The sequence below is a fragment of the Polynucleobacter sphagniphilus genome, from assembly GCF_001953355.1.
GTDB classification, from domain to species: Bacteria; Pseudomonadota; Gammaproteobacteria; order Burkholderiales; family Burkholderiaceae; genus Polynucleobacter; species Polynucleobacter sphagniphilus.
The window spans coordinates 149,341-171,381 of record NZ_MPIY01000002.1; the positions used below are offsets into that span (position 1 = coordinate 149,341).

General features: G+C 46.4%; 14 protein-coding genes and 2 tRNA genes. 12 read left to right on the forward strand and 4 right to left on the reverse strand.

Annotated features, from left to right (window positions below; translation table 11 throughout):
- Position 1 precedes the first annotated feature (1 nt).
- A complete protein-coding gene (gene mfd, locus BOQ04_RS03145; protein ID WP_076023322.1) occupies positions 2-3,541 on the reverse strand; it encodes a transcription-repair coupling factor in 3,540 nt (1,179 codons plus the stop codon).
- Between the two features lie 23 nt (positions 3,542-3,564).
- Here mfd and ispD point away from each other — a divergent pair, with 23 nt between their 5' ends.
- The 9 genes from ispD (at position 3,565) to BOQ04_RS03190 (ending at position 12,814) form a co-directional block, all read left to right on the forward strand.
- A complete protein-coding gene (ispD, locus tag BOQ04_RS03150; RefSeq protein ID WP_076023323.1) occupies positions 3,565-4,323 on the forward strand; it encodes a 2-C-methyl-D-erythritol 4-phosphate cytidylyltransferase in 759 nt (252 codons plus the stop codon).
- 15 nt (positions 4,324-4,338) lie between these two features.
- A complete protein-coding gene (gene ispF, locus BOQ04_RS03155) occupies positions 4,339-4,842 on the forward strand; it encodes a 2-C-methyl-D-erythritol 2,4-cyclodiphosphate synthase (protein WP_076023324.1) in 504 nt (167 codons plus the stop codon).
- A 71-nt stretch (positions 4,843-4,913) separates the two neighbouring features.
- Positions 4,914-5,000 (forward strand) — tRNA-Leu (locus BOQ04_RS03160).
- Positions 5,001-5,056: 56 nt separating this feature from the next.
- Positions 5,057-6,394: a trigger factor gene (gene tig / locus BOQ04_RS03165; RefSeq protein WP_076023325.1), complete on the forward strand. Its 1,338-nt coding sequence runs from the start codon at positions 5,057-5,059 to the stop codon at positions 6,392-6,394.
- A 40-nt stretch (positions 6,395-6,434) separates the two neighbouring features.
- The gene (gene clpP, locus BOQ04_RS03170; protein WP_076023326.1) at positions 6,435-7,064 is read left to right on the forward strand and encodes an ATP-dependent Clp endopeptidase proteolytic subunit ClpP; all 630 of its coding nucleotides are present in this window, start codon (positions 6,435-6,437) and stop codon (positions 7,062-7,064) included.
- 29 nt (positions 7,065-7,093) lie between these two features.
- The gene (clpX, locus tag BOQ04_RS03175; protein ID WP_076023327.1) at positions 7,094-8,464 is read left to right on the forward strand and encodes an ATP-dependent Clp protease ATP-binding subunit ClpX; all 1,371 of its coding nucleotides are present in this window, start codon (positions 7,094-7,096) and stop codon (positions 8,462-8,464) included.
- Between the two features lie 180 nt (positions 8,465-8,644).
- The gene (gene lon, locus BOQ04_RS03180; RefSeq protein ID WP_076023328.1) at positions 8,645-11,077 is read left to right on the forward strand and encodes an endopeptidase La; all 2,433 of its coding nucleotides are present in this window, start codon (positions 8,645-8,647) and stop codon (positions 11,075-11,077) included.
- 106 nt (positions 11,078-11,183) lie between these two features.
- A tRNA-Val gene (locus BOQ04_RS03185) sits at positions 11,184-11,259 on the forward strand.
- An 88-nt stretch (positions 11,260-11,347) separates the two neighbouring features.
- Positions 11,348-12,814 carry a peptidylprolyl isomerase gene (locus BOQ04_RS03190; RefSeq protein ID WP_076023329.1) on the forward strand — a complete coding sequence of 489 codons (1,467 nt, stop codon included), beginning with the start codon at positions 11,348-11,350 and terminating at the stop codon, positions 12,812-12,814.
- A gap of 10 nt (positions 12,815-12,824) precedes the next feature.
- On the opposite strand, the gene BOQ04_RS03195 is transcribed toward BOQ04_RS03190, so the two are convergent.
- Positions 12,825-13,481 carry an arylesterase gene (locus BOQ04_RS03195; RefSeq protein WP_076023330.1) on the reverse strand — a complete coding sequence of 219 codons (657 nt, stop codon included), beginning with the start codon at positions 13,479-13,481 and terminating at the stop codon, positions 12,825-12,827.
- A 28-nt stretch (positions 13,482-13,509) separates the two neighbouring features.
- On the opposite strand from BOQ04_RS03195, the gene BOQ04_RS03200 reads away from it, so the two are divergent.
- The 3 genes from BOQ04_RS03200 to BOQ04_RS03210 are packed head-to-tail and all read left to right on the forward strand — an operon-like array spanning position 13,510 to position 19,015.
- On the forward strand, positions 13,510-14,190 hold the full coding sequence (locus BOQ04_RS03200; protein ID WP_076023331.1) for an ABC transporter ATP-binding protein: 681 nt from the start codon (positions 13,510-13,512) through the stop codon (positions 14,188-14,190).
- A 21-nt stretch (positions 14,191-14,211) separates the two neighbouring features.
- Positions 14,212-18,249, forward strand: a complete 4,038-nt coding sequence (gene purL, locus BOQ04_RS03205; RefSeq protein ID WP_076023332.1) for a phosphoribosylformylglycinamidine synthase — start codon at positions 14,212-14,214, stop codon at positions 18,247-18,249.
- A 10-nt stretch (positions 18,250-18,259) separates the two neighbouring features.
- Positions 18,260-19,015 (forward strand): spermine/spermidine synthase domain-containing protein, encoded by a 756-nt coding sequence (locus tag BOQ04_RS03210; RefSeq protein ID WP_076023429.1) that lies wholly within the window; start codon positions 18,260-18,262, stop codon positions 19,013-19,015.
- 100 nt (positions 19,016-19,115) lie between these two features.
- Here the strand turns inward: BOQ04_RS03210 and BOQ04_RS03215 are convergent, their stop codons facing one another.
- Positions 19,116-21,701: a bifunctional aconitate hydratase 2/2-methylisocitrate dehydratase gene (locus BOQ04_RS03215; RefSeq protein ID WP_076023333.1), complete on the reverse strand. Its 2,586-nt coding sequence runs from the start codon at positions 21,699-21,701 to the stop codon at positions 19,116-19,118.
- 142 nt (positions 21,702-21,843) lie between these two features.
- Positions 21,844-22,032, reverse strand: coding sequence for a superinfection immunity protein (locus BOQ04_RS03220; RefSeq protein ID WP_076023334.1), 189 nt, complete (start codon positions 22,030-22,032; stop codon positions 21,844-21,846).
- Between the last annotated feature and the right edge of the window lie 9 nt (positions 22,033-22,041).

The window sequence follows — 22,041 nt, forward strand, 5'->3', positions numbered from 1 at the left end:
CTTATGCAGTAGAAAGCATGGCAGATTCGTTGAGGCTGCGCAAGATACGGCGAATATGTTCTAAGCGTTGCTCAAGTTTTTGGAAATCATTTTCTTTTTGCGGCAGAATCTTCAGCTTATCTTGCCCGTTTAATTGAATATGCTTTGAAGACTGAATCAAACGAATAATCTTCATTGGATCAATCGGTGGATTGGGAATAAATTGAATCTGTATTGAAAGCGGGCTAGCATCAATTTTTTTGATACCAAAGCCGGCCATTTCAAGGCGCAGTCGATGGGTTTCATAAAATGATTTTGCTTGATCTGGCAAGTCGCCAAAACGGTCTATTAATTCTTCGCGTAGACCCATGAGTTCCGAAAAATCATTGGTGCCCGCAAAGCGCTTGTAAAGGGATAGGCGTTCGTGAACGTCTGGGCAATAATCATCCGGAAAGAGCGCTGGAACTCCTAGATTGACATCTGTAGTGGCTTGAAGGGGTGAGAGAAGATCAGGCTCTTTGCCACTACGGAGTGCTTTGACAGCGCGGTTGAGCATCTCCGTATAGAGCTGAAAACCAATCTCATGAATTTCACCGGATTGCTTGTCGCCTAGGACCTCTCCAGCCCCGCGAATTTCCAGATCATGCATGGCAAGATAAAAACCAGACCCCAATTCTTCCATTGCTTGAATAGCATTTAAGCGTAATTGCGCTTGTTTACTAAGCGCATCCGGATCAGGAACCAGTAAGTATGCATAGGCTTGATGATGGGAGCGACCAACTCGGCCACGCAATTGATGTAATTGAGCCAAGCCAAACTTATCGGCGCGATGCATGATGATGGTATTGGCGGTCGGCACATCGATGCCGGTTTCGATAATAGTTGTGCACAGCAAAATATTGGTGCGCTGTGTTACGAATTCACGCATGACCGATTCGAGTTCCCGTTCATGCATCTGACCATGAGCAACGCTGATGCGCGCTTCTGGTATGAGTTCTTGTAAAGCGTGTTTGCGATTTTCAATAGTCTCGACCTCATTGTGCAGGAAATACACTTGGCCGCCACGTTTGATTTCGCGCAATACTGCTTCTCTGATGACGCCATCACCTTCACGTCGCACAAAGGTTTTAATAGCTAAACGCTTTTGAGGCGCTGTTGCGATGATAGAAAATTCACGCAAACCTTCCATTGCCATACCTAAGGTGCGAGGTATAGGGGTAGCAGTTAACGTCAAGATGTCCACTTCAGCGCGTAATGCTTTGAGGGCATCCTTCTGGCGAACCCCAAAACGATGTTCTTCGTCAACGATCACAAGACCCAAATTGGCGAATTGTGTTTCCTTGGAAAGTAGTTTGTGGGTGCCGATAATGATGTCTGCTTCCCCCTTGGCGATTGCCTCGAGGGCGGCATTAATTTCTTTGGTAGTCTTAAAGCGAGAGAGCTCAACAATCCTCACCGGCCAATCCGCGAAGCGATCCTTCCAGGTTGCTACATGTTGCTCTGCCAGCAGGGTGGTAGGGGCCAATATTGCAACCTGTTTGCCACCCATCACAGCAACAAAGCTAGCGCGTAGGGCCACCTCTGTTTTTCCAAAACCGACGTCGCCGCATACTAGGCGATCCATTGGTGTACCACTGGTCATATCGCCTATGACTGCAGCAATGGCATGAGCCTGATCAGGGGTTTCTTCAAAGCCAAAGCTTTCGGCAAAAGCAGCATAGTCATGAGCAGAAAATTCAAAGGCATGCCCCTTGCGTATCGCTCTAGCTGCATACAATCCCAGCAGTTCTGCAGCGGTATCTCTGATTTGTTCTGCTGCTTTCCGTTTCGCTTTATCCCATTGGCCTGAACCTAGGTGGTGTAAAGGTGCCGTATCAGGATCAGAACCTGCATAACGAGTAACCATTTGTAGTTGCTGTACTGGGACGTATAAAGTGGCGTCCTTGGCATAAACCAAATGTAAAAACTCTTCGAAAATAGGGGCGTCTTTCGGCGGCGCAACATTGAGCAGCACTAGACCTTGGTAGCGACCAATGCCATGATCTGCATGCACTACGGGGTCACCAATCTTGAGCTCTGATAGATCCTTAAACAACATATCTGGATCGGCGCTATCAGAGCTTTTCCCCCTACGGCGTTGCCGAGCGGTGGATGTAAATAATTCTGCTTCCGTGATGACAATGAGATTTTCACTAGGCCAAGTGAAACCATTAAAGAGCGGTGCCGTTACTAAACCAAACAGAGCATCGCTCTTAATGAAGTCGGCAATGCTCTCAAAACCCTCTGGCTTGAGCGGGTAGAGCGACCTACCATCTTGTCCAGCGACGGAGTTACTTTCTTCAAATAATTGTCGGATAGATTCTTTACGACCAGCACTATCACTGCATACCAAAACTCGAATACGTTCCTTAGAGACGAGATCGCGTAAGCGGGCTATGGGATCAGCATCGCGACGGTGAACGGCAATGTCTGGAACTTGAAGAAACGCGGCTTCATTATTTTTATCCCCGCTTATCTCAAGTGCTAGACGGGCATTCGGTTTTAGTTTGGAGAAGAATTCATCCGCATCTAAAAACAGTTCGGCGGGTGGTAGTACAGGACGATCAAGATCGTGCTTCAGAAATTCGTAGCGCTGGAGAGTGTCTTTCCAGAAACTGCGTATCGCTTCATCTGCATCACCAATGCTGACTAACCAGACTGGGTCGCCAGAGCGGGGGAAATAATCAAAGAGGGTGGACGACTCATCAAAAAAAAGCGGCAGATAAGATTCAATGCCGGCGCTTGGTATACCTAAGTTCGCGTCCTTGTAGATTGAGCAGCGCGTTGGATCGCCTTCAAACACTTCACGCCAACGATTTCTAAATGCAGTACGAGATTGATCATCAAAGGGAAATTCATGACCAGGCAACAGGCGCACCTCTTTCACTGGATAAAGGCTGCGCTGTGTATCTGGATCAAAGGAGCGTATCTGCTCAATTTCATCGCCGAATAGATCAAGGCGATATGGCAGGCTAGATCCCATTGGAAATAAATCAATCAGTCCGCCGCGAATACTATATTCGCCAGGACGCATCACGGCACTGACGGGGTCATACCCAGCCTGTTGCAGTTGTAACTTCAATGCTGCTTCATTGAGCTTGTCACCCTGCCTGAAAAAGAAGGTGTGCCCTGATAAAAACTGGGGCGGACCTAAACGCTGTAGGGCCGTAGTGACGGGGACTAAGACAATGTCACAACTACCATTTAGTAGCTCATAGAGGGTGGCAAGACGCTCAGAAACCAAATCCTGATGGGGGGAAAAATGGTCATATGGGAGGATTTCCCAGTCAGGTAGAAGGCGAGCTTTAATTTTTGGGGCAAAAGCCGGAATTTCCTCAAGCAGGCGTTGTGCATCTTGCGCATGGGCGCAAAAAACAACCATGACTGAGTAGTTTTGTCGGTGGCGTGTGGCTGCTTGGGCAATCAGGGCGGCATCAGCGGAGCCAACGAGCCCTGAAAAGGTAAAGCGCTGCCCAGCCCGCGGTGCAGGTATGGGGGGTGCTAGTTCTAATGCATCTGACATCGAAGCTCATTATAGAATCAGGTATGAGCTCAACGAATAGCAAGTTGCCTAAATGTCATGTCCTTTTGCCGACTGCAGGGGCTGGTTTGCGTTTGGGGGGCGAGCTTCCCAAGCAATTTCAACAATTGGCGGGGCGCCCAATGCTTGCTTATGCGTTAGAAGCTTTTATGCAAAGTCCTCGAATTAACTCGGTATGGGTTGCAGTGAGCCATAGTTTTATCGATAACCTGATTTTGTCTAAGCTTGCCGCCAGCCCAAATTGCAACAAGCCATTGCATTTTTTGCCTACGGGTGGTCCAACCCGCCAGGAAACAGTCAAAAACACTTTAGCTGCCATGTTGACGGCTGGTGTCTCTGAGAATGATTGGGTTTTAGTCCATGATGCTGCGCGCCCTGGTATTACGCCAAAATTGATAGGCCAATTAATTGAGGCTGTCGAATCATCTGATTCTGGAGGTTTGCTGGCTATTCCTGTGGCCGATACATTGAAGCATTCAGATTTTAATTCTGCGATTGCAGGTAATCCTACTAGGGTGGATAAAACAATTTCACGAGATCATCTCTGGCAGGCACAAACGCCCCAAATGTTTTGTTTAAAGCAGCTGCATGACGCACTAGAGCTTGCTATTCTTGGAGATGCGGATGTGACTGACGAGGCCAGTGCAATGGAGCTGGCAGGTACAAAGCCGCTTTTGGTTCAAGGCTCTATTCGTAATTTCAAGGTAACCCATCCTGCAGACTGGGAGCTCATGCAATCATTGCTCATGGCAGCTCGCAACTAACTTCTAGCTATCTTTATGACTCAATCTCCCACTCACATTCCACAATTTCGTATTGGGCAGGGCTATGACGTCCATGCCTTGGTGGAGAATCGAAAACTCATTTTGGGCGGTGTCCATGTCCCTTATGAAAAGGGGTTATTGGGTCACTCCGATGCGGATGCCTTATTGCATGCGATTACGGATGCCTTGCTGGGAGCTGCCGGATTAAATGATATTGGGCAACTCTTTCCTGATACAGATCCTGCTTTTAAAGACATGGATAGTCGAATTTTGCTTAGAGCAGCTTTGCAAAAGATTCAATCCGCTGGTTTTCACATTGGCAATGTCGATGCCACCATCATTTGCCAAAAGCCCAAATTGGCTGATTTTCTGCCTGAGATGGTTCGAAATATTGCTGCTGACTTAGCCGTTACACCTAGCCATGTCAATCTAAAGGCCAAAACAAATGAGTCTTTAGGGCATTTAGGCAGGGGTGAGGGCATTGCTGTTCATGCCGTCTCCCTGCTTTATAAAGTCTAAATACGCCGAGCATTGTAGAATTACGGTCTTTAGAGTGAAGTTTAAGCTCGGTAGCGTTTGCGGAAATTCGCGCGAGGATGGCGAAATTGGTAGACGCACCAGGTTTAGGTCCTGACGCCAGTAATGGTGTGGGGGTTCGAGTCCCCCTCCTCGCACCACAAAGTGCTACTTGGCTTGGACTTCACATACCCTGTTTTTCAATTAAGAGACGAGAATGGCTGTGCAGATAGAAAATTTAGGTCAGTTAGACCGCAAAGTAACCTTGGAATTTGCTCGTGCAGATTTGGCTAAAGCGCGTGAAGCCCGCTTGGTTAAATTAGGCAAGACCATGAAGATGGCCGGCTTCCGTCCAGGCAAAGTGCCTAAGAATTTAGTTGAAAAGCAATATGGTATGCAGGTTGATTTCGAACTTCAGTTCGACAAAGCCTCTGAGTTGTTTTATGAACTCGCGCAAATAGAAAAGATCGCGCTAGCAGGACAACCGCGCTTAGAGCCTAAAAGTGAATTAGAAGCAGACACAATCGTATTTGATGCATTGTTTGAAGTATTGCCAGAAGTAAAAATTGGCGACTTTAGCAAAGCCGAAGTGACTAAGTACCTTACCGAAATCGCAGATCCTGAGATCGATCGCGCAATTGATGTCTTGCGTAAACAGCAAGTTCATTATCACCCACGCGGTGAAGCTGGTCATCATGGAGATGGCGGTGCAAACATGGCAGCCCAAGCTGGCGACCAAGTGGTGATCGACTTTGTTGGCAAGATTGATGGTGTTGAATTCGCTGGCGGCAAAGCGGAAAACTTTGAGTACGTTCTGGGTGAGGGCCGTATGTTGCCTGAGTTTGAGGCGGCTACATTGGGCTTGAAAGCCGGTGAAAGCAAAACTTTCCCATTAGCATTTCCTGCCGACTACCATGGCAAAGATGTGGCTGGCAAAACAGCCGAATTCACGATCACTGTTAAATCAGTGAATTGGCCGCACCTTCCCACTGTTGATGATGCCTTTGCATTGTCAATGGGTGTAACTGAAGGCGGTGTTGCAAAAATGCGTGCAGAAGTAAAAGAAAACTTAGATCGCGAAGTAAAGCGCCGCATCACTTCATTGTTGAAAAACGAAGTGATGGAAAAGCTCAATAGCTTGTGTGAACTCGATGTTCCAAAATCTTTGGTTGCCTCTGAGCAGGAGCGATTGGTTGAGTCTGCACGTCAAGACTTGATGCAACGTGGCATTCCAAATGCAAAAGACGTTCCGATCCCTGTTGAAATGTTTGCCGAACAAGCTACTAAACGTGTTCGTCTTGGCTTGATTTTGGGTGACCTTGTTAAGCAGCAAAACTTGGCTGCAACTGCTGATCAAATTAAGGCTGAGATCGATGAACAGGCTGCTACTTACGAAGATCCAAAAGAAGTGGTGCGTTGGTTCTACAGCAATCCAAGCCGCTTAAAGGATATTGAGAATTTGGTCTTAGAAGATAACGTCATTAAGTATTTCACGTCACTTGCAAAAGTAACTGACAAAGCCATTTCTTTTGAAGAGCTCAGCAAGTTAAACTGATCTTCATAAAGTATTTAATCTTTTATAAAGGCCCAATCCCATGATCCAGAATCATTCCCTTTCAGAGAATTTAGAGCCTAAATCCTTGGGCTTAGTGCCCATGGTGATTGAAACTTCTGGGCGTGGCGAGCGAGCTTATGACATTTATTCCCGTCTACTGAGAGAGCGTGTGGTTTTCTTGGTGGGTGAGGTAAATGATCAAACCGCAAATCTAGTGATTGCACAGCTTTTATTTTTGGAAAGTGAAAATCCAGATAAAGAGATTTCTCTTTATATAAATTCTCCAGGCGGTTCGGTGTCTGCTGGTCTGGCCATCTTTGACACTATGCAATTTATTAAGCCGCACGTCAGCACATTATGTATGGGAATGGCTGCCAGTATGGGCGCCTTCTTACTGTGTGCCGGTGAGAAAGGTAAGCGCTACGCTTTGCCTAACTCACGTGTGATGATTCACCAGCCATTGGGCGGTGCTCGTGGTCAGGCGTCTGACATAGAGATTCAGGCCCGTGAGATTTTGTATTTACGTGAGCGTTTAAATAAAATTTTGGCCGATCGTACTGGTCAATCCATTGAGACGATTGCCAAAGATACTGACCGCGATAATTTTATGTCTGCAGAGCAGGCTCGTGAATACGGCTTGATCGACAAGGTTATTGAAAAGCGCCCTTAAATCACGGCACTTATAAATAGGTAATTATTTTGAGCGATACCCCAACTACTAGCGGTTCAGAAAAGATTTTATATTGCTCCTTTTGTGGCAAAAGTCAGCACGAAGTTAAAAAACTGATCGCCGGCCCTTCAGTTTTTATTTGCGATGAATGTATCGACTTATGTACTGACATCATTCAGGAAGAAATTGCCAAGCTACCAAAGGAAGAGGGCGATGGTTCTTTGCCTACGCCCCACCAAATTCGTGAAAACCTAGATCAATATGTCATTGGGCAGGATCACGCTAAAAAGACTTTAGCTGTTGCGGTCTACAACCATTACAAACGTTTGCAATATTTGCCTAAGCCGAAGAAGGCTAAACTTGATAAAGATGGCAAGGAAATTGAATCTGTAGACAAGGCTGCAGACACTAAATCAAAATTGCCTGCTAAGGCAATGGTTGATGGCGTTGAATTGGCTAAGAGCAATATCCTTCTGATCGGTCCAACGGGCTCTGGTAAAACTTTACTGGCTCAAACATTGGCACGCATGTTGGATGTGCCGTTTGTGATGGCTGATGCAACAACGCTCACCGAAGCGGGATATGTTGGCGAGGATGTTGAAAACATCATTCAAAAATTACTCCAAGCTTGCGATTACAACGTTGAAAAAGCACAGCGCGGCATTGTGTATATCGACGAGATCGATAAGATCTCGCGTAAGTCTGATAACCCCTCAATTACTCGTGATGTATCGGGTGAGGGTGTTCAGCAGGCACTCCTTAAGCTCGTTGAAGGGACAATGGCTTCTGTGCCCCCTCAAGGTGGCCGTAAACACCCTAATCAAGATTTCTTGCAGGTTGACACCACTAATATTCTGTTCATTTGTGGCGGCGCTTTTGATGGTCTTGAAAAAGTTATTCAACAACGTTCTGCCAAAACGGGTATTGGCTTTAATGCAACTGTTCCTGGCAAGGATGATCGTGGCGTCTCCGATCTGCTGCTTGAAGTGGAGCCCGAAGATTTAATTAAATTTGGCTTGATTCCCGAGTTAATCGGTCGTCTGCCAGTAGTGGCCACTTTAGCCCAATTAGATGAGTCAGCACTCATTCAGATTCTGACTGAGCCAAAGAATGCGCTTGTTAAGCAATATCAAGCACTGCTAACCATGGAAGGCGCTCAATTGGAAGTAAGGCAGGCAGCTCTGTCAGCTATCGCTAAAAAGGCGATTGCTCGTAAGACAGGTGCTCGCGGCTTGCGCTCCATTCTTGAGGGTTCGTTGATGGATGTCATGTACGACTTGCCCTCTTTGAAAAATGTTGAAAAGGTCGTTATTGACGAAAGCAGCATTCAGGATGGTGGAAAACCACTTTTAGTCTACAAAGCTGATGCTAATCAGGCTGATTTAAGTAAAAAAGCCTAGTTTTTCTGAGTTTTTTGCTGGTTTTCAGGCCTTTTTGCGCATTTTTGGCATTTTCCCCCCTTGTTTTTCAAGTGGTCAAACCCATATAGGTAGTATCCTATTTCATAACAGCAACTCTATTTAGTGTTTTAAGCACTTTTGGGGATTTCTGGGGACTGACTACTTTGGAGGATTTGCCCTATGCCTGGCCACTTATTACTACCCTCTGAACCCATTCAACTACCTTTGCTCCCTTTGCGGGATGTAGTTGTATTCCCACACATGGTAATTCCATTGTTTGTGGGGCGCCCAAAATCGATTAAGGCCCTTGAAGCTGCCATGGAAACTGGCAAAAATGTGCTTTTGGTGGCTCAAAAAACGGCAGCTAAAGATGAGCCCTCTGTAGAGGATCTTTATGAGGTTGGTTGCATTGCCAATATCTTGCAGATGCTTAAGTTGCCTGACGGTACTGTGAAAGTGCTTGTCGAGGGTGTTCAGCGTGCTGAGGTAAGTCAAGTTGAAGATAGCCTGGGTTATTTCAATTGCGAAGCGACTCCTACTGCGATTGCCGCAATTGACGCTCATGAAACAGAGGCTTTACGCCGTGCCATCATGGCTCAGTTTGATCAGTACGTCAAACTGAACAAGAAGGTGCCGCAAGAAATTTTGTCCTCTTTAGGTGGTATTGATGACCCTAGTCGCTTGGCAGACACAATCTGCGCCCATCTGCCAGTCAAGTTAGAGCAAAAGCAACGCTTACTCGAAATGACTGAAGTAGTACAACGCTTGGAGAGTCTTTTGGCTGATCTTGAGAGCGAGATTGATATTCTTCAAGTTGAGAAGCGTATTCGTGGTCGTGTAAAGCGTCAAATGGAAAAGAGCCAGCGCGAGTACTATCTCAACGAGCAAGTTAAGGCCATCCAGAAAGAATTGGGTGAGGGCGAAGAGGGTGCTGATTTAGAGGAATTAGAGAAGCGTATTAAAGCAGCCAGGATGCCAAAAGAAGCTTTGAAAAAAGCGGAGTCTGAGTTAAAAAAGCTCAAGTTGATGTCACCAATGTCGGCAGAAGCTACAGTCATTCGGAACTTCATTGATACATTGGTAAATTTACCCTGGAAGAAAAAGAGCAAGATAAATAATGATTTGCCTAATGCTGAAAAAGTATTAGATGAGGATCATTACGGGCTTGATAAAGTAAAAGAACGTATTTTGGAGTACCTCGCAGTTCAACAAAGGGTTGACCGTGTTAAGGCTCCGATTCTTTGTTTGGTTGGGCCTCCAGGAGTCGGAAAAACCTCGCTTGGACAGTCGATTGCTAGGGCTACCAACCGTAAGTTTGTCCGTATGGCATTGGGTGGTGTACGAGATGAGTCTGAAATTCGTGGTCACCGTCGCACTTATATCGGTTCAATGCCTGGCAAGATTCTGACCAGTATGACCAAGGTAGGTGTGCGCAATCCTCTGTTCTTGCTCGATGAAGTCGATAAGATGGGGATGGATTTCCGTGGTGATCCGGCCAGTGCGCTATTGGAGGTTTTGGATCCCGAGCAAAATCATACATTCCAGGATCACTATGTAGAAGTTGATTTTGATTTGTCTGATGTGATGTTTGTTGCTACCGCGAATTCTTTAAATATTCCAGGCCCTTTATTGGATCGCCTCGAAATCATTCGTCTTGCTGGTTACACGGAAGATGAAAAAACGAGCATTGCAATCAATTACTTGATTCCCAAGCAGATCAAAAATAATGGACTGAAAAAGGACGAGCTCAAGATTGAGGAGAGCGCTGTCCGCAACATGATTCGCTATTACACCCGTGAAGCAGGCGTACGATCTTTGGAGAGGGAAGTTAGCAAAATTTGTCGTAAGGTGGTGAAGCTACTGCTTCTGAAAAAAGAGGCCGCTCCTGTGGTAGTTAATGCGGATAACCTAGATAAATTCTTGTCAGTACGACTTTATGATTTTGGTTTAGCTGGTAAAGAAAACCAAGTGGGTCAAGTAACGGGTTTAGCTTGGACTGAAGTGGGTGGTGATTTATTAACGATTGAGGCTGCCGTGATGCCAGGTAAGGGCGTGATAACGCGCACTGGCTCAATTGGTGATGTTATGAAAGAGTCTGTAGAGGCTGCACGCACGGTGGTTCGCTCGAGGGCAAGGCGACTTGGAATTAACGATGAGTCTTTTGAGAAAAAAGATATTCATATTCATTTTCCTGATGGTGCAACACCTAAGGATGGACCGTCTGCTGGTATCGCAATCACTACAGCCTTGGTTTCTGTCTTAACAGGAATTCCAATTCGTGCTGATGTTGCTATGACTGGCGAAATTACTCTGCGCGGTGAGGTGCTTCCTATCGGCGGCCTTAAAGAGAAGCTCTTGGCGGCTCATCGAGGTGGAATTAAATTGGCCCTGATCCCCGAGGAAAACGTGAAGGATTTAATTGATATTCCAGACAAGGTCAAGAATGCAATTGAAATCGTTCCGGTTCGTTGGATTGATCAGGTGCTAGAGTTGGCTCTCGAGCGTAAACCAGAAGCCTTGCCTGAGCTCAGCCCAGAAGAGCTGGCTAAAAAAGCCTCTGAAGCCAGTAAAGCAAATGAAAAGGCAGCTAGCTCAGAAGTCTTAAAACACTGAGAATAAAAGGGTTCCAAGTCAATTTTGTAATCATTCTGATTGCGTTTTGATGCGGAATCCTTCTTTTATTTTCATACTAGGTTACAATCTCGTCTGTACTAAATTGGGGCGCTTAGCTCAGATGGTAGAGCGTCTGCCTTACACGCAGAATGTCGGCGGTTCGATCCCGTCAGCGCCCACCAGTTCCCCACCTGCTTTTAAGGCTTTCTAGGACTCTAGACTTCATGCCTAGTACACTCGCATAATTGACATTTTCTAAGTGACTTTTACATGTTCGATACCGTTCGTAAACACCAGAAGCTATTGCAAATAGTTTTGATGCTTTTTATTGTTCCTTCATTTGCTTTCTTTGGTATCTCCAGCTATTCAGGCTTCATGGATAAAGAAACAGACCTGGTTAAGGTCAACGGTAAAGCCATTACCGCTCAGGAGGTTGACTCTGCAGCCAAACGTCAAGCCGAGCGAGTTGGGGGTAGCCCACAAATTGCGCAAAGCCTGCAATTTCGCCAAGCCATTCTGAGCGAACTACTCCAGCAACGTGTTTTGGCCTATGCAGTCAATGATTTGCGTTTGCAAGTGAGTAAAGATGCTTTGATTAAGAGCCTTCAAAACATTCCTCAAATTCGGGCGCTGTATAAACCAGACGGTAGTTTTGATGATGCCCGCTTTAAACAATTATTAGCTGCAAATGGTTTGAATGAAGAACAGTTTTATGCTGGCCAAGGTTTCGACTTAAAAATTCAGCAATTAGTTACCTCGGTAGCTCGCACGGAAATAGCAACCCCCAAACTTTTTGAAGCGATTTCCTCTTTATATGAGAGCGAGCGTGAAGTTCAAGCAATCACATTCTCAGCAAAAGACTATCTATCTAAGGTAGACCCCTCTTTGGATGAGCAACAAGCTTTTTATGAAGCCAACTCAAAGCTCTTTGTTAGTCCCGAATTAATTGATGTTGACTATCTCGTGCTGAAGGCCGATCCCAAGGAGGATCCCAAGTCATTTAATGAAAAGGCAGATCAATTTACCAATATTACTTACGACCAGGCTGATAGCTTGAAGCCTGCTGCTGATAAATTGAAGTTATCGGTTCAGTCTGCCAAAGGAATTTCTCGCGGCGGTCTTGCTGGAGCGCCCAAAGAGAGCCCAATTGCCAATCCTAAAGTAGTTCAAGCACTCTACAGTGATGACTCCCTGAAGAACAAGCGCAATATCGAAGCTGTACAAGTGTCTCCAGGTGTTTTTGTTTCCGCACGAGTGGTTGCATTCCATCCTTCTCAAGTACTACCATTTAAGGAGGTTGCGCCTGAGATTAAGCGTCAACTTAGTCAGCGCGCAGCAGAGGCATTGGCAGTTGCTGCAGCCTCTGAGCGATTGAATACCCTCGAGAAAGATCTCAAAGTGGCAAGCGGTTTTGGAAGCCCATTTTGGGTCTCACGCACTAAGCCGGGCAACCTAACTGGTAGCGCCTTAGATGATGTGATGTCAATTGATGCCGCCAAGTTACCAGCACTTGTAAAAGTGCTTAATCCCGGTGTTGGTGAAACTATCTATCGCGTCGATCAAGTTCGACAGCAAGCTGGCGTTGATCCAAAGATTCATCAAGCTCAAGCGCGGCAAATTCAATCTTTGTCTGCTCAGTCCGAATTTGCAGGTTTTATGGCCTATTGGCGCAATGCAGCTGGTGTCAAAGTCATCAACCCCCTCAAGGCTGTAAATTCCGGCGGAGCGGGTAGTTAATCTTTTCCAGCTACTTCTGCAGCAAATCATAATATGGGGCCAAAGCGCCCCATACGTTTTTAAATAGAACTTTTTGCGCCTGTTCATTTGGATGCATTCGATCTGCTTGGAATAATTCTGGTTTATCAATGACGCCAGTGAGGAAGAATGGTAAGAATGCAGTTCCTTCTGTCTTTGCCAGCCTTGTAAACATATTTGCAAACTGCTTGGTGTAATCTTGTCCATAATTAGGCGGCAACTGAATGCCAATCAGCAGTACCTGTGCCCCCGACCGTTTACTCATGACAATCATCTTCTGGAGATTTTTTTCGCTTGCAGCAATAGAGAGGCCGCGTAATCCATCATTGGCACCCAATTCAATAATCACTAAACCAGGTTTCTTCTTTTCCAGTAAAGAGGGAAGTCGGTTTAATCCCCCTGCAGATGTTTCACCGCTAATACTCGCATTAAAAACATTCCAAGGGCTGGCTTCTTTTTGTAGTTTCTTTTCGAGTAAATCGACCCAGCCACTGCCATGGACTAGGCCATACTCGGCTGATAGACTGTCCCCAAGAATGAGAATCGTATGAGATGCTCGTGCATCAGCATGGCCTCCCATTAACAGGCAAAATAGAGCGGTAAATGCTAAATTGCACTTCAACTTGTTGATGTAATTAAATCGTGCCATTGTTTCTATAGGTTAATCTAGCGCCCTTATGCGTAATCCATCCCAGGTTATCAGAGTGAATCAGCTTCAAAAGGTGGTGAAAGCCAACGATGGAGAACTGATTATTTTGCACGATATTAGTTTTGCCATTGAGGCTGGCGAGAGTGTAGCGATTGTTGGCAGTTCTGGCTCCGGAAAAAGTACCTTACTTGGTCTCTTGGCGGGCCTTGATGACGCATCTGCTGGTGATGTATTTCTTATGGGGCAGACACTTTCAGGTTTAAATGAGGATGGAAGAGCAAAGCTGCGCGGTCAATCGGTTGGCTTTGTTTTTCAGTCATTTCAGCTGCTTCCCCATCTAAATGCCCTTGAAAATGTCATGCTGCCATTGGAATTAGCTGGAATTGGCTATTCTGAGGCTAAAAATACCGCCCAAATTGCTTTAGAACAAGTAGGTTTAGGTGCTCGCATAGGTCACTTTCCCAAGACATTATCCGGGGGCGAGCAACAACGTGTTGCTTTGGCAAGGGCTTTTGTAAAGAGGCCAGCAATCTTGTTTGCCGATGAGCCTACGGGTAGTCTGGATGAGGCTAGTGGCCAAGCTGTCATCGAGCTACTTTTTGAGCTCAATCGGGTAAATTCCTCCACCTTGGTCTTGGTGACCCATGACCCAGCCCTAGCTGCACGATGTGAGCGTCAGTTTCACCTACAAGGCGGCAGATTGCTTTGATCAAAACCTTATAATCTAGGGATGTCATTTTTCCTTTGCTTGCCCGGGGCTGATGCCCTTTCAGCCTTCCGTCAACAGCGACTTTTAACAGCGCTCATGGACCAGGGCATTGAGCTTGAGTCTATTGAAGCTCAATATCTCCACTTAATTTGGTCTGAGGCGCAATTAGCTCCTGGAAAACTAGATCTCCTCGCGAGTTTGCTTACTTATGGCGATCCTTTTGCCTCCAAACTCAAATCATCCGGTTCTTGGTTTGGTAGGGGGGTCGATCAAAAGCAACAAGCGCTTGTTATTCCACGCTTGGGTACTGTTTCACCATGGGCCAGTAAGGCTACTGAGATTGCTCGTCAATGCGGGCTTGATATTTTGCGTGTTGAGCGCGGTGTGCAATATGCCTGGCAAAGCAAAAAAGCTTTAAACGAGACCCAACATCACCTTGTTTTGGCTGCGATTCACGATCGTATGACCGAAAGTGTCATTGAAGATTCTCAATTAGCCAAGGCGCTCTACCAAACCTTAGATGACAGGCCCTTAAAACGCGTAGCCGTATTGACTGAGGGTAGGTCAGCGCTTGATAAAGCGAATCAAGAATTAGGCTTGGCTTTGTCAGATGATGAAGTTACCTACCTAGTAGAAAATTTCACACGCTTAAAGCGTAACCCAAGCGATGTTGAACTCATGATGTTTGCGCAAGCAAACAGCGAACATTGTCGTCACAAAATTTTTAATGCCAGCTGGACTATTGATGGCGATGATCAAGAGCGATCCTTGTTTGCAATGATTCGCAACACTCATCAATTGCAGCCAAAGGGCACCATCATTGCTTATTCTGATAATTGTGCGGTGATGGTTGGTTGTGAGTCGGAGACTTGGGCGCCACAAGGCAATGATCATCAGTATGCAAAGGATACTCGCCTAGTACATACCTTGATGAAGGTGGAGACCCATAACCATCCCACTGCAATTGCACCTTTTCCAGGCGCGTCTACCGGCGCTGGCGGAGAAATTCGTGATGAGGGTGCAACAGGTATTGGCGGTCGTCCAAAGGCGGGTCTGACAGGTTTCTCAGTTTCAAATTTGAATATCCCTGGCACTGATTTGCCATGGGAGCTTGAAAAATATGGCAAGCCCGAACGAATTGCCACTCCATTGCAGATCATGATTGAAGGGCCCCTTGGCTGTGCTGCCTTTAATAATGAATTTGGTCGCCCGATTTTAGGTGGTTATTTCCGCGTCTTCGAACAGACCATTCATGGTACAAGGCGTGGATATCACAAGCCCATCATGATTGCGGGCGGTATTGGCAGCATCGACACTATTCATACGGAGAAAAAAGCAATTAAACCGGGACATCTGCTCATTCAGCTCGGTGGACCGGGTATGCGTATTGGTATGGGTGGGGCAACAGGTAGTTCGGTAGCCACGGGTACCAATACAGCAGACTTGGATTTTGATTCAGTGCAACGTGGCAACCCTGAAATGGAGCGTCGTGCTCAAGAGGTGATTAATGCTTGTCGTGCGATGGGTGAAGATAATCCCATCATTTCTATCCATGATGTAGGGGCAGGCGGTCTATCTAATGCTTTCCCTGAATTGGCTGATGGCGCTGGTCTGGGCGCTCAATTTAAATTGCGCAGCATCCCTCTTGAAGAGAGTGGCATGAGTCCTGCTGAGATTTGGTGTAATGAATCTCAAGAGCGTTATGTGCTTGCAATTGAAGCTGAGCAACTCGAATTATTTAAAGCACTTTGCCAGCGCGAACGCTGTCCGTTTGCTGTGGTTGGTGAAGCAACCGCTGAACGTCAATTGAAGTTGAGTGATAGTAAACAAGAGCCATCAGCTGATGCTGCCTTGCCAATCGATATGCCAATGGAGGTACTGCTTGGTAAGCCGCCTCGCATGCATCGAGATGTCACTCGAGTTGAACAAGAATTTTCAGAATTAAATGTCACTGACGCTGACTTGGCTCAGTGCATTGCTTGGGTTTTGCAACAGCCCACTGTCGCTAGTAAATCATTTTTGATCACCATTAGCGATCGCACGGTTGGCGGCCTTAATGCTCGGGATCCTTTTGTAGGTCCATGGCAAGTTCCAGTGGCTGATTGCGCTGTCACTTTGATGGATTACAAGGGTTACCGTGGCGAAGTCATGACGATGGGGGAGAGGACCCCCTTAGCTATTATTGATGCACCAGCAGCGGCTCGCATGGCGGTAGGTGAAGCCATCACTAATTTAATGGCAGCTGACGTGGCCTCCCTTGAGGATGTCAAGCTTTCTGCGAACTGGATGGCTGCTTGCGGCGCACCAGGTGAAGATGCTAAGTTGTACGACTCAGTTCATGCAATCGGCATGGAGCTTTGCCCTGCCTTGGGTATCTCCATTCCGGTGGGTAAAGATTCTTTATCGATGGCAACGGAATGGCGTGATGATGGTCAAACTAAGAAAGTAGTTTCCCCAGTCTCTTTAATCATTTCTGCCTTTGCCCCTGTTGTCGATGTGCGCAAAACTTTGACACCTTTACTGCAGCTCGCAGATCAAAGCGGCAACACCTTGGATACAGAGTTGATTTTGATTGATCTGGGTCGCGGTCAAAACCGTATGGCTGGCAGCATTCTGGCTCAGGTTTTAAATCAGTCAGGCAAAGCTGCCCCAAATATAGATCGTCCTGAAGATTTAAATGCATTTGCTGCTGCAATTATTCAGTTACGCAACGAAGGTAAATTGCTGGCCTACCACGATCGTTCTGATGGCGGTTTATTGGCCTGCATAGCTGAGATGGCTTTTGCATCCCATTGCGGCATTTCAATCAATGTGGACATGATTGCTGTGGATGCTGGCCAAGAGCCAGATCATGGCGATGCCAAAAATTGGGCCCAGCAAATCTCTGGCCGTCGTCATGAGCAAACCATGCGCGCACTATTTAATGAAGAGCTAGGCGCTGTGATTCAGGTTCGTCGTGAGGATCGTGATGCAGTGTTTGCGGTGTTGCGTACCCTCGGTTTAAGCGCCTATAGCCATGTGATCGGCAAACCTAATACGAATGGCCGTATTGAAATTTGGCGTGATGCAAAATTCATTTTTGCAGAACCACGCGAAGTGCTACAAAAGATGTGGGCCAATACCAGCTATCAGATTGCACGTTTGCGTGACAACCCCGCATGTGCCGACAGTGAATTTGCTTTGCTAGATAATTTGTCTGATGCAGGCATGTCACCGAAGCTGACTTTTAATCCAGCTGAAGATATTGCCGCTCCATTTATACAAAAAGGCGCTCGTCCTAAAGTTGCCATTTTGCGTGAGCAGGGTGTTAATTCCCATGTCGAGATGGCTTACGCTGTCGATTTGGCAGGCTTTGATAGTTACGACGTCCACATGTCTGATTTACTCTCGGGTCAAGCCAAGTTGGCTGATTACCGTGGATTAATTGCTTGTGGCGGTTTTAGTTACGGGGATGTGCTGGGTGCTGGCGAGGGCTGGGCAAAAACCATTCTGTTCAACGATAAATTACGTGATCAATTTTCAGCGTTCTTCAATCGCAATGACAGCTTTGCCTTAGGTGTATGTAATGGTTGCCAAATGATGAGCAATCTTTCTGGAATTATTCCAGGGGCGCAAGCGTGGCCTAAATTTACTCGCAATCAATCGGAGCAATATGAAGCCCGCCTAGTCATGGCAGAGGTGATGCCTTCGCCATCGATATTTACTCAGGGCATGGAAGGCAGTCAATTGCCTATAGCGATTGCTCATGGAGAAGGCTTTGCAAACTTTAGTCAGCAAGGCAATCTTGAGCTCTTACAAGATCAAGGTCTTGCAGCATTACGCTTCGTTGATCATCTAGGTAAACCCACAGAAACCTATCCTTTGAACCCCAATGGCTCACCTGGTGGCCTAACAGGGGTAACCACCCCTGATGGTCGCTTTACCGTCATGATGCCTCATCCAGAGCGCGTATTCCGTGCTGTACAGATGAGTTGGTGCCCTCCTGAGTGGTTAGATATCCCAGATGGTGCAAGTCCGTGGTTGCGTTTATTCCGCAATGCACGCCGCTGGGCAAATTAATATATTTCTCATGGAACCGGTAACCTTCTCTGAAAGTGGCGGTATTCGCTATTTGCATTTTGGTAGCGAATTGATTCAAGGGGCCATGCGTATGCGTGACCCTGACGAGATTTATTTGGAATATAACCAGCAAATGATGGCTTGGCTATTGTTTTTGGAAACAAAGCCTGGAATGCAAGTGGCCCAACTTGGATTGGGCACCGGCGCATTAACGAAATTTCAGCATCGGTATTGCCCCGCTGTTAAAACTACGGTTGTGGAGCTAAATCCGGCAGTCATTGTGTCTGCCAGAAGCATGTTCTTTACCCCTGACGATGACCGTCGCCTGAGCACTTTGCAGGCGGATGCAAAAGTATTTGTTAACAACCGTCAATATTGCAATTACTTTGACGCGGTTCAAGTGGATTTATACGATGCCATTTGCGATGGTCCTGCAGCTAGCTCGCTTGATTTCTATAAGGGGTGCTTTAATATCCTCAAAAGCCCAGGTGTAATGACGGTTAATTTATTTTCTCGCCATAAAAGTTTTAACGTCAACCTCAAGAATATTTGTGAGGCTTTTGGCAATAGAGTGCTGTTGTTTCCAGAATCCCATGATTGCAATGTCGTTGCGCTGGCATTTAAGGGGCCAAAATTAGAGGTTGAGTGGCAAGATGTCTCTAAGCGCGCAAAAGTCATTATGGAAAAAACAGGCTTGCCAACCAACACGTGGGCGGCAGGTTTGAGTCGTGAGAATGCACGCCAAGAAATTTGTTTATCTATCTAAGCTAATAATTTAAAGCTTGTTTTTTCTAGCGCTCTGCTAAGAAAAAAGGCGATCCACAGATCGCCTTTTTATTTGCCTAATACTACGAGCGTATTGCAATTTAGACAGTCACAGCATCAGCAACATCAGTGAATGCTTTGATCTTGTCAAAGTTCATATAGCGATATATCTCTGCTGATTTACTCTCCAATGAAGCCACTTGCTCAAAGTATTCCGTTGGAGTTGGCAAGCGGCCTAAGAGGGCGGCTACTGATGCCAATTCTGCAGAAGCTAAGTAAACCCGCGTATCAATACCCAGTCGGTTAGGGAAGTTACGTGTTGATGTAGAAACCGCTGTCGAGCCCTTACGGATTTGAGCTTGGTTACCCATGCAGAGAGAGCAACCCGGTGTTTCCATACGAGCACCTGTACGACCTAGGACCCCGTAGTAGCCTTCTTCCGTAAGAATCATCTGGTCCATCTTAGTTGGGGGAGCAATCCACAGGCGAGTAGGCATATCTGTTTTACCTTCCAGCACCTTGCCAGCTGCGCGGAAGTGACCAATATTGGTCATGCATGAGCCAATGAATACTTCATCAATTTTCTCGCCAGCAACTTCGGATAAGAACTTCACATCATCTGGATCATTAGGGCAGGCCAAGATCGGCTCCTTAATATCATCCATATTAATTTCGATGACTTCAGCATACTCAGCATCGGCATCAGCCTTTAGTAGATTTGGATTTGCAATCCAAGCTTCCATGGCTTTAATGCGACGACCCAGCGTGCGTTTGTCATCATAGCCATTAGCAATCATCCACTTCATCAGGGTGATGTTGGAGCGCATATATTCAATAATGGGCTCTTTGTTGAGCGCTATAGCGCAACCGGCAGCAGAGCGCTCGGCTGATGCATCTGATAATTCGAATGCTTGCTCAACCTTCAGGTCTGGCAAGCCTTCGATTTCTAAGATGCGGCCAGAAAAAATATTCTTCTTGCCTTGTTTCTCAACAGTCAACAACCCTTTTTTGATCGCGTACAAAGGAATTGCATTAACTAAGTCACGCAAGGTGATGCCAGGCTGCATCTTGCCTTTAAAACGCACCAATACAGATTCAGGCATATCTAAGGGCATTACGCCAGTGGCTGCGGCAAAAGCCACCAATCCAGAGCCAGCCGGGAATGAAATACCAATGGGGAAGCGGGTATGACTATCACCACCAGTACCGCAAGTATCAGGCATTAGCAGGCGATTTAACCAGCTGTGAATGACGCCGTCGCCTGGACGCAGTGAAACACCGCCCCGATTGGTCATAAAAGCAGGTAATTCATGATGGGTACGAATATCGACTGGTTTTGGATAAGCGGAGGTATGGCAGAACGACTGCATTACCAAGTCTGCCGAGAAGCCCAAGCAAGCCAAGTCTTTCAACTCATCGCGCGTCATAGGGCCAGTAGTATCTTGTGAGCCAACAGTCGTCATATGGGGTTCGCAATAGGTGTCTGGGCGAACACCTTGACCTTCAGGCAAACCACATGCGCGACCCACCATCTTCTGGGCCAAGCTAAAGCCTTTCTTATTATCAGGCGGGCTTACTGGAATGCGGAATTCTGTAGAGGCAGGCAGACCAAGCGCTGCACGTGCTTTGGCTGTTAAACCGCGACCAATGATCAATGGAATACGACCGCCTGCTCGCACTTCATCAAAAATGACGGGTGATTTAAGTGAAAAGCTAGTAATTTCTTTGCCGTTTTTAAATGCTTTTCCATCATAAGGGCGCAATTCAATTTCATCACCCATATCCATTTGCGATACATCTAATTCAATAGGCAATGCGCCAGCATCTTCCATCGTATTAAAGAAAATTGGGGCAATCTTTGCACCGAGGCAAACGCCACCAAAGCGCTTATTAGGCACAAAAGGAATGTCTTGACCGGTCCACCATAAAACCGAGTTGGTAGCGGACTTGCGTGAAGAGCCTGTACCCACAACGTCACCGACGTAGGCGATTTGATTGCCTTTCTTTTGCAAGGCTGCAATTTGCTTCATAGGGCCGCGAACGCCAGATTCATCTGGCTCGATATCGGGACGTGGATTTTTGAGCATGACTGTGGCATGCAATGGAATATCGGGACGACTCCAAGCATCGGGAGCGGGGGATAAGTCGTCAGTATTTGTTTCGCCAGTAACTTTAAATACTGTTAGCTTCATGCTTTCAGGAACGGGTGGGCGGCTAGTAAACCACTCTGCATCAGCCCAACTTTGCAATACGCTTTTTGCGTTTGCATTGCCTTTTTCAGCCAATTCCTGGACATCGTGAAAATAGTCAAACATCAACAGAGTCTTTTTGAGGGCGGCTGCGGCTGCAGTTCCACATTCAGCATCAGATAGGAGCTCAACCAAAGGCTTGATGTTGTACCCACCAAGCATAGTGCCCAAGAGTTCAGTTGCTAAAATTCGGGAGATTAAAGGCGATTTTTCAGTGCCTTTTGCTACCGCATCTAAAAACTCCGCTTTTACTTTGGCTGCTTCGTCAACGCCTGCAGGAACGCGGTTGGTAATCAGCTCTACCAGTTCAACTTCCTTTCCCTTTGGAGGATTTTTTAGCAAACCGACTAATTCTGCGGTTTGATCCTTGGTTAATGGGAGGGCTGGAATGCCAAGAGAGGCACGTTCGGCAACTTGGGCGTTGTAGGCTTCTAACATCGTGTTTCCTAAGGGGTAAAGGTTATCAACAGAAAGGCCAAGCGGGATCATGAACCCCGATTTTTATGATTGTAAAGCGTTGTACCTAGCCTGAATATGGGTTTAACTACTGATTTTTGCCAAAAATGAACCAAATTTGGGCTTAAATGACCTGCTCTTCTTTAATCGCCCAAACTAGGGCGATAACCCAACCAACAAAAGACCATCCTAAAAATAGATTCAAGACAAAAATCGCGCCTGTATTTGCACGCTTTTTGTTAAAAGCGATAGCAAAGGGTAGCAGGTAAAACAGGGAAAAAACGGTAATTAAAATAGCAAAAAATAGGCGCATGGCTTGTAA